The 13267-nt window shown below is 57.6% G+C and carries 9 protein-coding genes; all 9 read right to left on the bottom strand.

The annotated features are described in order from the left end of the window. Nucleotides 1-218: 218 nt before the first annotated feature. Nucleotides 219-4127 (bottom strand): PolC-type DNA polymerase III, encoded by a 3909-nt coding sequence (locus BLQ24_RS02455; protein WP_242869566.1) that lies wholly within the window; start codon nt 4125-4127, stop codon nt 219-221. Next, nucleotides 4124-5188, bottom strand: coding sequence for a flavodoxin-dependent (E)-4-hydroxy-3-methylbut-2-enyl-diphosphate synthase (ispG, locus tag BLQ24_RS02450; protein WP_242869565.1), 1065 nt, complete (start codon nt 5186-5188; stop codon nt 4124-4126). The genes BLQ24_RS02455 and ispG overlap by 4 nt, the downstream gene beginning before the upstream one ends. Before the next feature lie 72 nt (nt 5189-5260). Further along, nucleotides 5261-6274 (bottom strand): RIP metalloprotease RseP, encoded by a 1014-nt coding sequence (rseP, locus tag BLQ24_RS02445; RefSeq protein ID WP_090162304.1) that lies wholly within the window; start codon nt 6272-6274, stop codon nt 5261-5263. Between the two features lie 3 nt (nt 6275-6277). Further along, the gene (gene dxr / locus BLQ24_RS02440) at nt 6278-7468 is read right to left on the bottom strand and encodes a 1-deoxy-D-xylulose-5-phosphate reductoisomerase (protein WP_242869564.1); all 1191 of its coding nucleotides are present in this window, start codon (nt 7466-7468) and stop codon (nt 6278-6280) included. Between the two features lie 21 nt (nt 7469-7489). Next, nucleotides 7490-8293, bottom strand: a complete 804-nt coding sequence (locus BLQ24_RS02435) for a phosphatidate cytidylyltransferase (protein ID WP_090162302.1) — start codon at nt 8291-8293, stop codon at nt 7490-7492. 37 nt (nt 8294-8330) lie between these two features. Further along, nucleotides 8331-9116 (bottom strand): isoprenyl transferase, encoded by a 786-nt coding sequence (locus BLQ24_RS02430; protein ID WP_090162300.1) that lies wholly within the window; start codon nt 9114-9116, stop codon nt 8331-8333. Between the two features lie 73 nt (nt 9117-9189). Beyond that, a complete protein-coding gene (frr, locus tag BLQ24_RS02425; protein WP_090162298.1) occupies nt 9190-9744 on the bottom strand; it encodes a ribosome recycling factor in 555 nt (184 codons plus the stop codon). Nucleotides 9745-9761: 17 nt separating this feature from the next. Then, nucleotides 9762-10466: a UMP kinase gene (pyrH, locus tag BLQ24_RS02420; RefSeq protein ID WP_090162296.1), complete on the bottom strand. Its 705-nt coding sequence runs from the start codon at nt 10464-10466 to the stop codon at nt 9762-9764. A gap of 160 nt (nt 10467-10626) precedes the next feature. Then, nucleotides 10627-13266: an NYN domain-containing protein gene (locus tag BLQ24_RS02415; RefSeq protein WP_090162294.1), complete on the bottom strand. Its 2640-nt coding sequence runs from the start codon at nt 13264-13266 to the stop codon at nt 10627-10629. Nucleotide 13267: the final 1 nt, after the last annotated feature.

Below are 13267 nucleotides of genomic sequence, written 5' to 3'. Positions count from 1 at the left end.
CTTCACGTCTGTTTCACGCTTCCCGGCAGTACTGATGCGGTTTTCACGAATTGACGAAATATAGTCTCCAATCGGGTCTTCCGCACCGGAAAGCACAACATGTAGTAGGCAGTTACTATATTACTCCACTATATATGTTTTTGAAAGTATTTTTTGCGGTTCTGCATGTATACTTTCCGGCACGTTTCAGAAGGGCAGAAAAGGGTACACGCCGGCTGTCAGATCGCCCAGCAGATCTGATCCGTCTCCGGCAGACCTTCGAATACGCCGTGGCTGCGCAGGGTGTCGATGACCCCCTTCCCCAGTCTGGCCCGGTTCGCACAGTCCTCCACGGTATCAAACGGTTTCTCTTCATAGGCCCGGACCAGGTCCCGGGCCGCCACCGCTCCTACGCCGTCATAGGCTGCGAAAGGCAGCAGCACCTTCCCGTCCTTTTTCCAGAAACGTGTGGCTTCCGAGATCCCCAGCTTTGCCGGCAGGAATTCATATCCCCGGCAGTACATTTCGTAGGCCAGTTCGTAGATCGTGACATTGGATTTTTCCTTTGCCGTCGCCTCATTTCCCTTGGCCTTCACATTGTCCATGGCCTGCAGAATCGCTTCCTTGCCTTTCAGAATCGTGTCCGCATCGAAATCCTCCAGCGCACTGGTGAAGAAGGTGGCGTAGAAATCCACAGGATAATGCACCTTGTACCAGGCCATCCGGAAGGACATCATAACGTAGGCCACTGCATGGGCCCGGGGGAACATGTATTTGATTTTCGCACAGGAATCGATATACCACTGCGGTATGCCGTGATCCCTCATCTCCTGCTTGTGCTCTTCTGTCAGCACCAGATTCTTCTTTCGGGTCTCTTCCATGATCCGGAAGGAAGTTTCGTTTTCGATGCCGTGAAGCATACAGAAGTTCATGATGTCGTCACGGGTGGAAATCACCTCACGCATGGTGGCAACTCCTTCCCGGATATAGTCCTGGGCATTGTTCAGCCATACATCCGTTCCGTGGGAGAATCCGGACATACGGATCAGATCCTCGAACCGGCTGGGCTTGACGTCATCCAGCATCTGCCGGACGAAACTGGTGCCGAACTCCGGGATTCCGAAGGTTCCGTGGCGGAACCGGTAATCCGGATCCTTTATTTTCAGGGCTTCAATGCCGTTGAAAATGCTCAGGGTTTCCTCGTCCGTCAGGTCCGCCTCCATCGGATCGATTCCCGTCATGTCCTGCAGCTGCCGGATCATGGACGGCACATTGTGCCCCAGAATATCCAGCTTCAACAGGTTCTGATCGATCTTGTGATAATCGAAATGAGTTGTGACGATGTCCGTGGTCGTGTCGTTGGCCGGGTGCTGCACCGGACAGAACTCGTAGATCTCGTGATCCCGGGGCACGATAATGATGCCCCCCGGATGCTGGCCCGTAGTGCGCTTGACCCCGGTACACCCCGCAGTCAGACGGTCGATCTCGTACTTGTTCGCCGGCCGCCCCGTTTCCTCGAAGAACCGCCGGACATAACCGTACGCGGTTTTCTCCGCAATGGTGCCCACGGTTCCCGCCTTGAACACGTTCTCCTGACCGAAGATCACCCCCACGTACTTATGGGCCCGGGGCTGGTATTCGCCGGCAAAATTCAGGTCGATGTCCGGCTCCTTGTTCCCCTTGAACCCCAGAAAGGTGGCAAACGGAATCCCGAAACCGTCCCGCTTCATCATGGTTCCGCAGTCCGGACAGGCCTTCGGGGGCATGTCGATGCCGTTATCGTACTGCTGTGGATCCCCCCACTCCAGATGCTTGCACTTCGGGCAGACATAGTGGGGCGGCAGCGGGTTGACCTCGGTGATGCCCGCCATAGTGGCGGCAAAGGACGATCCCACAGATCCCCGGGATCCCACCAGATAGCCGTCCGCATTGGACTTCGCCACCAGACGCTGGGCGGAAACATACATGACGGCGTATCCGTTGCTGATGATCGCCGTGAGCTCTGTTTTCAGCCGTTCCTCGATTTCCGGGGGCAAAGGGTCACCGTACAGCTCTTTCGCCCGCCGGTAACACTCGTTTTCCAGCTCTTCTTCGGCACCGTCGATTTTCGGCGGGCACTTCTCCTTCGGCACCGGCCGGATGCCCTCATCCACCATATCCATGATGCGGTTCGTATTCTCGATCACCACTTCCCGGGCTTTCTCTTCTCCCAGGTAAGCGAATTCCTCCATCATTTCGTCGGTGGTGCGCAGGTAAAGTCCCTGTCCGTTCTCCGCATCTTTGAATCCCATGCCATAAAGCAGGATATTCCGGTAAATGGCAGCGTCCGGTTCACTGTAATGGGCGTCTGTGGTGGCCACCACCGGCTTTCCCAGCTTTTCTCCCAGTTCCACGATCTTCCGGTTGTTCTCCAGCAGCTGCTCCTCGGTGTAGACCCCCTTCTCCACCAGGAACCGGTTATTGATCCTGGGCTGAATCTCCAGATAATCGTAGAAGGAAGCCAGTTCCTCCAGCTCCTCCGGAGAATCCCCCCGCTCAATGGCCCGGTATACCTCCCCGGCTTCACAGGCGGAACCGATGATGAGCCCCTCCCGGTACCTGGCCAGTACCGACTTCGGCAGCCTCGGCCGCTTATAGAAATACTGAAGATGGGAGATGGAAACCAGCTTGTAGAGGTTCTTCATTCCTTCCTGGGTTCTGACCAGGAGGATAATGTGGTTGGTGGGCTTTTTCTTGTATTCGATGCTGCCGTCCTCCCGGATGCAGTCCCTGTCATCGAAGACATAGCCTTCCATGCCGTAGAGAACCTTGATGTTGGTACCCTTCTTCGCCAGTTTTTCCGCCGTATTCGCCGCATCCGGGAAACTCTGTACCACGCCGTGGTCCGTGATGGCCACGCCGGGCTGTCCCCAGGCAGCGGCCATTTTCACAATCTGATCCGGCTCGTTCAGGCCGTCCATGGCGCTCATCTTCGTATGACAGTGCAGTTCCACCCGCTTTCCGTCTTTCCAGTGGTCCTGCCGCTTCGGTACGGTGCCCTTCCATATGCTGCGGACCATAACGTCCACCGCCCGTTCGAACTTGTCGAACTCGGCATCCCCCTCCGCCACAATGTAATCTCCTTCGTGGATTTTCTCCCCCACCGTTTCCCATTTCTCGTTCTTCATGAACGATTTCAGGCAGGTGGAGCCTTTCTTGTCCGTAATGAGGATTGTGAGAATCACCTTGTTATTCTTGATCGGCTTCGTCTCGATGTGGAAGATGATTCCTTCTACGATCACATGGCCGCTTTCGGAGTTCACCATTTTCAAAGGCGTGGATACGCCGTTGATCCGGCGGCCGAATACCGGCTGCAGATCCGGGTTCCCCACTTCGGAACCCGGGCGGAGAGCTTTCGACTTCGCCTTTCTGCGAACGGTCTTCGGGCGGCGGACTTCCGCCGCTAAGTCGAACGGCGCCTCCGTAATATTTTGTCCTTCTTCCTCCGGCGCCGGCATGCCCCCCATGGCCTCCAGAAGCTGGTCCGCCGTCGGTGCTTCTTCCGCCGGAGCGTCACCCCACGGAGCACCAGGAGCCACCGGATCCTCGTAACGGAGCCCTGCAGTGGGAGAATCCTCCGCCGCATAGCTCTCGATGACTTCCTTTTCCGGCTCCGGCCGGCATTCCTCATCGAAACAGAATCGAACCCGGGCCCGGATGCCCAGCTCCCGGTTCAGACCGGCGCTGAGCTCCGGCGCCATTTCCCGGTTCAGCCGGCCGGTCGCCAGTTCACTGAAGGATTTCAGGATCACCTCATCCTCCCGGATGCTGACTTCTTCCGGATTCACCGCATTCCTGAGGGAACTGGACGAGAGGGCGAGAAGCCGGGGCAGGTAGAGCCGGATGATGTCTTCGTCTGAAAGCGCCATGTGTTCCCGGTCATAGCGGTACTCGATCTTCGCCCCCGGAAGTCCTTCCATTGCATTCACCACAGCCTGCTTCAGATGACGCTCGTCCTCCCAGGGCACGATGAAGTTCAGTCCCAGAACCACGTGAAGAAACCCGGTTTCCCGGGCGATATATGCGTCCTGAATGACACATTCATATGCGCTGTGCTCCAGTGCATCCAGCCGTTTCCAATTGACATTTTCACGAATCAGTCTGTTCATGCGTTCCTTTCGTTTTCCCGGATCGTGCGGATCAGGCTGTCCAGAAGCTGTTCCTCCGGCACGGTCTCCAGTACCTTTCCCTTCGCAATGATCAATCCCTTACCGTCACCGCCGCACACACCGTAGTCGGCCTCCCGGGCCTCTCCCGGTCCGTTGACCACGCAGCCCATCACCGCCACCTTGAGGCCCCGGGGAATGTCCGGAGTCTCCAGCAGACGCTGCTCCACATCCTCTGCTAATTTTTCGATATTGATTCTGGTTCTGCCGCAGGTAGGGCAGGAAACAATTTCCACCCGCGGGGTTCTGAGACCGATGACCTCCAGCAGTTCCCTGGCGAAGATGACCTCGTTCACCGGGTCGGCAGTCAGGGATACACGGATCGTGTCTCCGATGCCCGACAGGAGCAGTGCGCCGATGCCGGCAGCGGATTTCAGTTTCCCCCGTTTCATGGTGCCGGCCTCTGTGATGCCGATGTGAAACGGGTGCTCCGTCTTCGCCGCTGCAATGCGGTGGGCGTCGAAATTCATCTTCACATCCGAGGATTTCATGGAAACCACCAGATTGTCATAATCCATATCCTCGATCAGCCGCAGATTCCGCAGGGCACTCTCCGCCAGGGCATCCGGGCACACATGGCCGTACTTCTCCAGAATATCCTTTTCCACCGAGCCGGAATTCACCCCTACCCGGATCGGAATGTCCCGCTCCCGGCAGCAGTCCACTACGGCCTTCACCCGGTCACGGCTTCCGATGTTTCCGGGATTGATCCGGATCTTGTCGGCGCCGGCCTCCGCCGCCCCGACGGCCATCCGCCAGTCAAAGTGAATATCTGCCACCAGAGGCATGTCGGTTTTCTGACGGACGGACCGGAACACTTCCAGCGCTTCCCGGTCCGGCACCGAAATCCGGACAATCTGGCACCCGGCATCCCGGAGCCGGGCAACCTGTTCCAGTGTTCCCTTCTCGTCCCGGGAATCCGCATTCGTCATAGACTGAATAACCACCGGTGCACCGCCGCCGATCAGAACGTCCCGCACCCGGACCTGTTTCTTGCTGCTCATGAACACTCTCCCCTTTCGTATTTTCATTCTGTTTTCGGAAGACCCCCTTCCGGGTGTCCTCCTTCTGCCCCGTCAGCCCACCAGCCGCAGGATATCCTTCCATGTGATCACCACGGTCAGCGCCAGGAAAAACATCAGCCCCGCCGCATGAACCATCGCCTCCGTCCGGTCGGAAATCAATTTTCCCGTAATTTTCCGGACAATGACGAAGATGATCCGGCCGCCGTCCAGTGCCGGCAGCGGCAGCAGATTGATGATGGCCAGATTCATGCTGATCAGCGCCAGAAGATACAGGAAATACCAGATACCCAGACTTTCGGTCCGGTGCACCAGCGAAACCATCCCAACAGGACCGGACAGACTGTCCGCCCCCATTCTGCCGGTGACCAGCTGCTTCAGCGCATGCAGCATGCCGGCTGTCACGGCACCGGTTCCTTTCACACCGTTTTCAATCCCGGACAGAACGCTGTGCCGGATGACCGGCCGGATGCCGATCATCCAGCGTCCTTCTTCTTTCCGGGGCGTCACCGCCGTGCGACGGCGGACCTGATCTCTCTCATAAACAATGTTCACCCGGCCGTCTGATGCCCGGTACCGGAGAAACGCACTGCCCACATCCGACCATTCTGTGATCTTCGCATTGTTCACTTTCATGATCCGGTCTCCGGGCCTGAGGCCGGCGGTATACGCCGGCGACCCCGCTTCAACCTGTGCCAGGGTGGTGGAAGCCTGCCCGGCACCGACGGAAAGAATAGTCAGAGCCAGCATGCAGATCAGCACATTCATGGCGGCGCCGGAAGCCAGAATGACGATCTTCGCCCAGGCCGGTTTCGCCGTAAAGGATCGTTCGTGGTCCGAAGCCCCCGACTCCGTATCCTCCCCTTCCATGGCGCAGTATCCGCCCACCGGGAACAGACGTATGGCATACAGGGTCTCTCCCTTCTGCCGTTTCCACAGAGCCGGTCCCATGCCGAAGGCAAATTCATTTACTTTCACGCCCAGCGCCTTGGCCGAAAGAAAATGCCCCAGTTCATGAGGAAAAATCATGACGGCGAACAGAATCACCGCCAGAACTGCAGTCAGCACAGTTTACACCTCCTTCGGCAGATACGTCCTGGCCACCATTTCCCGGGTTTCCCGGTCAATGCGGACGATATCCTCCAGATCCGGCTCCCCGGTGCTGACATGATGCACCAGCACCTCTTCATTGTCATCCATAATGTCCGTGAAGGAAATCCGGTGATCCAGGAACGCCTGCACCAGCACCTCGTTGGCCGCATTCATCACCACCGGATAGCTGCCGCCCCGGAGCGACGCCTCCTCCGCCAGCCGGAGACACTTGAAAACGTCCCGGTCCGGCTGCTCGAACGTCATCGTGCTGTGCTTCCCGAAGAAATCCAGTCCCTCCGTGCACGCTTCCAGGCGGTCCGGATAACCCAGCGCCACACTGATCGGAATCCGCATATCCGGCACGCCCATCTGGCCGATCACCGAAGTGTCCCGGAACTCCACCGCAGAATGCAGAATACTCTGGGGATGCACCAGAACCTGAATGTCCCGGATATCCACACCGAAGAGCCACTTCGCCTCGATCATCTCCAGACCTTTGTTCATCATGGTGGCGGAATCAATGGTGATTTTCCGGCCCATGCTCCAGTTCGGATGCCGAAGTGCCATCTCCGGTGTCACCTTCTCCAGTTTTTCCCTCGTCCATCCCCGGAACGGTCCCCCGGAGGCGGTGAGCAGGATGCGGCGGACCGGCTTACCCTCATTCCCCTGCAGACACTGAAAGATCGCAGAGTGTTCACTGTCCACCGGCAAAAGGCGGACGCCGTGCTCGTTCACCCCGTCCATGATAATATGACCGCCGGTGACCAGCGTTTCCTTGTTCGCCAGGGCCAGGTCATGGCCGGCCAGAATGCTGTGCCAGGTCGGCACCAGCCCCCGCATGCCCATGAGGGAATTCTCCAGCAGATCGCAGTCCGCCTCCGCCGCTTCAATCAGACCCTCCTCACCCCAGACAACCCGGATCCCCGGGAATTCTCCGGCCAGTCTGTCCGCATCTTCCTTCCGGGCGCAGCAGACCAAAGACGGATGAAATTCCCGGATCTGTTCCGCCAGCAGTGTGACATTCCTGCCGCAGGTCAGAGCCGCCACTTCGAAACGCTCCGGCTCCCGGCGGATCACATCCAGCGTCTGGGTCCCGATGGACCCGGTGCTGCCCAGCACCGTGATCCGCTTTCTTTCGCCCCGATATTTCTCTCTGTTTCCCATATCCATGATCTGTATTCCCCTTTTTTCTTAGAAAACCAACCCGAAGTGCTGCAGCACCACCACGATGTAGTAGTACACAAACGGCGCCGTAAACAGTACGCTGTCAAACCGGTCCATGATGCCGCCGTGGCCCGGGATCAGGTTTCCGTAATCCTTGATTCCCATCTTCCGCTTATATGCCGAAGCCGTCAGATCGCCGCACACGGAGATCGCCGCTCCCAGGAATCCGATGATCACACAGCTCCACAGGAACTCTCGGCAGAGAAAGTACCCGAAGAGGCCGCAGCACACGGCACTGCCGATAATGCCCCCGGCCAGTCCCTCGAAAGTTTTCTTCGGGCTCAGGTTCGGACACATCTTGTGTTTCCCGAAGAACACACCGGTGAAGTAGGCGAAAATATCGCTGCCGAAAGCCGAAAGCAGGGCCAGCCATTTCAGAATGCTGTACATGCCGGTCTGATCGATCAGCACGAAATGGAAGGTGAAGAAAATAATATAGATGATCCCCACCATGGTGGCCATGGCATCGATCGGCGTCCTATGCTTCGTATCGAACATGGAAATGGAACTGACCATGATGACGGCGGCGAACCAGGCCGTGATCAGCCCGTACTGATTGGGCCAGAAACCGTTCATGAGATACAGCACAAACATCATGGCATAAGCGATGCCGTTGGACGGATGAATATCCATCGCCCGGAAGCCGTCATAGAATTCCCGGATTCCCAGGAATCCGATCAGGATACAAAGCGCAGCCAGCCACCAGCCGCCCAGATACACGAACAGGATCAGCGGCGCCATGGCGAAGCCCGAAATAATTCTGGTTTTCATATTGATTCTTTACCCTCTCTCTTCTGCTCTCACGCTCTTACTTCTTCTCCTCGTTCCGACCGCCGTAGCGCCGGTCTCTTCCCTGATACTCCTCCAGCAGGCTGCGGAAGATTTCCGGCGTAAAGTCCGGCCACAGCACATCCGTAAAAGCGAATTCGCTGTACGCACACTGCCACAGCAGGAAGTTCGAGAGCCGCTCCTCTCCGCTGGTGCGGATGATCAGATCCGGATCCGGAACGTTTCCGTTCCGGTCCCCGGACCAGAGCCTGCGGCTGATCATGTCTTCCGTGACCGGCCCCTGGATTTCCCCGGCCCGGATTTCCTCTGCCAGCTCGTTCACCGCCCGGAGAATATCATCTCTTCCTCCGTAATTCAGGCAGATATTGAACTGCATCCCCGTGTTGTCTTTCGTCTCCTCCAGGGTCTCATCCATACTCTTTCTGGCCTTCTCCGGCAGTGGACTGTAGTCGCCGAACACCTTGACTTTCACATTCTCACTGATCAGTTCCTTCAGATCCAGATCCACGAATTTCACCAGAAGCCGGAAGATCCCGCTCACTTCCTCCATGGACCGTTTCCAGTTCTCCGTGGAAAACGCATATACCGTCAGGTATTTCACCCCCAGGTTGGAGGCCTCCCGGACAATCTCTGTCATGGATTCCATTCCCGCATTGTGACCCGCCAGGCGCGGAAGTCCCCTCCGTTTCGCCCACCGGCCGTTTCCGTCCATGATAATGGCCACATGCCGGGGTATTCTATTTCTGTCAAGCATACTCTTCGCTCCTTCCTTCCGCTCTGACCGGCCCTGGGCCCGGATCAGCATCTTCCAATTCCGCTATAACGAACAATGTGGCTGCGAAGAAGCAGCCACACCCATGCCGATGTCAGAAAACGAACTATACTTCGAGGATCTCCTTGTCCTTCGCGGCGATGATCTCGGTGATCTCCTTGATCGCCTTGTCAATGGCCTTCTGCGTCGCTTCGAGTTCCTCGTTCTTCTCGTCCTCGGAAATCTCCTTCGCCTTCTCCCGTTTCTTGATATCCTCGTTGATTTCTCTTCTCAGATTGCGGACAGCGACCTTCGCATCCTCACCCATCTTCTTCGTCGTCTTCGTCAGTTCCTTACGGCGTTCCTCTGTGAGTGCCGGAATCTGCAGACGGACACACTTCCCGTCATTCGTCGGATTGATGCCCAGATTCGCCTCATTGATCGCTCTCTCAATGTCTCCCACCGACTTCGGGTCGAACGGTGAGATCAGCAGCGTTCTGGATTCCGGAACGGAAATATTCGCCAGGCTCTTCAGCGGAGTAGGAGAACCGTAATAATCCACCATGACCTTATCCAAAAGCGCCGCATTGGCTCTTCCCGCTCTGACGGTATTCAGGTTCTCTCTCAGGATCTGTTTCGTCTTCTCGATACGCTCGTTCAGTGTTTTCGTTGAATGTGCCATGTGTCTCTCCTCTCACATCAGTCGATCAGTGTTCCGATATTCTCGCCGCAGACGGCACGAACCATGCTGTTCTCCTCCGCCAGACCGAATACCTGTATCTTCATATTGTTTTCCATGCAGATTGTCGCTGCTGTCAGATCCATGACCTTCAGCTGACGATCCACCACTTCCTTCAGCGTCAGATGATCGTATTTCACCGCATCCGGATTCACCGCCGGGTCATCAGAATAGACCGCATCGATATTCTTCGCCAGCAGGATGATATCTGCATCGATGTTCACCGCCCGAAGCGCTGCTGCCGTATCCGTGGAAAAATGCGGTTCGCCGATGCCGGCGCCGAAAATCACCACATCCATATCCGACAGTTCCTTCAGAGCTCTTCTCCAGATATACGGCTCCGCCACCTCCCGCATGGTAATGGAAGTCTGCACTCTCGCCTTCACGCCTTCCGCCAGCAGAGCGTCCTGCAGGGCCAGAGAATTCATGACAGTGGCCAGCATACCGATATAGTCTGCCGTCTCCCGGTTCATGGCAGTGCTCGTTCTGCCCCGCCAGAAATTGCCGCCGCCCACGACGATTGCAACTTCCACCCCCAGATCATGCAGTTTCTTGATCTGCCGGGCAACGATCTGCGTCATTTCCGTGTTGATACCTGTGTGATTCTCCCCTGCCAGCGCCTCTCCGCTGATCTTCAGAAGCACGCGTCTGTATTTCGGTTCCATATATACTCCTTCGTGACTCCTCGATTACATTTGGCTTTATTATACCATGGCGGTGTTGCAACCTCTACCGCGAAGTCCCCTCCATCGACAAAAAAACATTTCGCGAACGGTCGTCCGCATTATTTTTTGTCCTGCCGGGACAGGCTGTCCGGCGGCGCTTCTACCCCCGGATGATCCGCCGGATCGTTTCTTCGACATTCGTCACTTCCCGCTCAAACTCCCGGGAAGACACTCTGAGGGCGCCGTGGCCCAGGGAGATCTGCTGCACGTTGGAGTCGGAGGAAACCACGCGGATGCCGGCATTCCTGTTCTCCCGCCGGAGTTCCAGGGTACAGCGCTCGATGTAGCTGTCCGCCGTCTGCTCCTCTTTCGTGTAGATAATATCGATGTTGTGGAAGCGTTCGCTGGACCCCCGGCCTCCCCCCACCTTGTAGGCATCGAAAACCAGGATCACATGGTACCTGGTGAAGCCGGCATAGTTGCACATCCGTTCCACCAGACGGCTCCGGGCGGCTTCGTAGTTGGATTTCGTCAGTTCCTTCAGGCTGTCCCATCCGAACATGACGTTGTAGCCGTCCACCACCACCCAGGTGTCTTCCGGGGAAGCGCCGGTTCCGGCGGTCCTGTTTCTTCCCCGGTATTTTTCCCGGCCGAAGGAACTGCCCGGGGAAGATCCCGCCGGTTTCCTCCGGTCCGGCCCCACGGCAGGACGCTTCACCTTGCCGTACGTCCGCTCGAAGATCGCCATCAGCTCATCGTCGGAAGCCATGTCCCGGCGGTAGGAAGCCATCCGCTCTTCTGCCGCCCGTTCCGCTTCTCCGTCTCCTTCCTCCCCGTCATCCCGGGTAAGCGTCAGCGGCAGGTGCATCCAGTCTTCGATGTCGTACCACTTCACAATGCCGCTTTCCCCGTGGGTGCAGAAAACCGAATCCGGCGGGAAGGCCAGATCCGCCTCCGGGTCATATCCGGAAGCGGAAACCACTTCCTCCTGATTATGGCAGGCTTCGTAACCGCCCAGGCTGCAGGACAGGGTTCCCTTTCCCTTCGTGTAGGCGGTCACCCTGGCCTGATAATCCATCATCTCCGATGCCGGCGAACGGCCCCGGAGGGTCACCATATCCCCGCTGCCGGTGCGGTCATTCTCCGGTTCGCCGAAGGATCCGCCCATATTCCGGATGTCCGTCATCGCCCGGCCGATATTCCCGGTGGGCACCCGCAGAACGAAATCAAACCAGGGCTCCAGAAGAGTACAGTTTCCCCGCATGAGTCCGCAGCGCACGGCCCGGTAAGTGGCCTGCCGGAAATCCCCGCCTTCAGTATGTTTCTTGTGGGCCCGGCCGGCGGTCAATGTGATCTTCACATCTGTCAGAGGTGCGCCGGTCAGAACACCGGGAAACTGCCGTTCACCCAGATGGGTCAGGATCAGACGCTGCCAGTTCCGGGCCAGCTCATCCTCCGGCACCCGGGTCTCCAGCGTGATGCCGCTGCCCCGTTCTGCCGGTTCCATCACCAGATGCACTTCCGCATAGTGCCGCAGAGGTTCGAAATGGCCGATTCCCTCCGTTGGCTCCGCCAGAGTCTCCCGGTACAGAATTTTTCCGGCGCCGAAGGTGATCTCATAACCGAACCGCTGCTTCGTCAGTGCCTGCAGAATCTCCAGCTGCACCTCGCCCATCATGCGGATTCCGATCTCTCCGGATTCCTCGTTCCAGGTGACGTTGAGTTTCGGATCCTCCTCGGCCAGCTCCCGCATGTCCCGAAGCCCCCGGTGCACGTCCACCTCCGGCGGAAGAATGATCCGGTAGTTCAGGAACGGTTCCAGCACCTCTTCCTTTCCTGCGGATTCCGCCCCCAGCACGTCCCCGGGCAGTGTGCGGGTCAGACCGGTCACTGCCAGAACCGTTCCCTGAGATGCCTGCCCCGGCGTGGTATACTTCATCCCGGAATAGATCCGGATCTGATTCACTTTCTCGGACCATTCGTTTCCGTCCCGGTCCGTGCCGGTGAGGCGGTCCTTCACGTGCAGCGTCCCGCCGGTCACCTTCATAAACGTCAGCCGCTCCTTCTGCTCATCCCGGGTGACCTTGAAGATCCGGGCACCGAAATCCTCCTGCGGCGGCGGCGCGGTTGTATAGGCGGCGAGACCCTGCAGGAAATCCCCGATTCCGTCGAACTTCAATGCGGACCCGAAGTAGCACGGGAAGATTCTCCGGTTTCGGACGGCTTCCGCAATCTGCTGATTATCCGGCAGCTTCCCCTCCAGGGCCATTTCCAAAAACCGGTCCTCCGCCATGGAGAGATCGTCCATCCGCGCTTCCGCACTGCGGCCCGGCGTGAAGTCAATCAGACCCGCCCCCAGTTCTTTCCGGAGAAGAGTCATGATCTCCTCCGGCTTTTTCAGAGAAAGATCCATCTTGTTGATAAACAGGAAGGTGGGAATTCCGCTGCGCCGGAGCAGTTTCCACAGGGTGCGGGTATGACTCTGGATGCCTTCACTGGCACTGATCACCAGAATCCCGTAGTCCAGCACCGAGAGCGTCCGTTCCATTTCCGCCGAGAAGTCCACATGCCCCGGCGTGTCCAGTATGGTGGCACTGACATCCTCCCATTCCAGCAGCGCCTGCTTGGAAAAAATGGTGATGCCCCGGTTCCGCTCCATTTCATAACCGTCCAGGAACGCATCGCCGTGATCCACCCGCCCCGCTTTCCGGATTGCCCCGGTCTGAAGCAGCATCGCTTCTGACAGCGTGGTCTTTCCGGAATCTACGTGGGCCAGAATACCTATCGTCAGTTTCTTCATA

The sequence above is a fragment of the Eubacterium pyruvativorans genome, from assembly GCF_900102225.1.
Classification (GTDB): Bacteria; Bacillota; Clostridia; order Peptostreptococcales; family Anaerovoracaceae; genus Aminicella; species Aminicella pyruvativorans.
The sequence above is the reverse complement of the archived record's forward strand: the minus strand, read 5'-3'. Positions and strand labels throughout refer to the sequence as shown.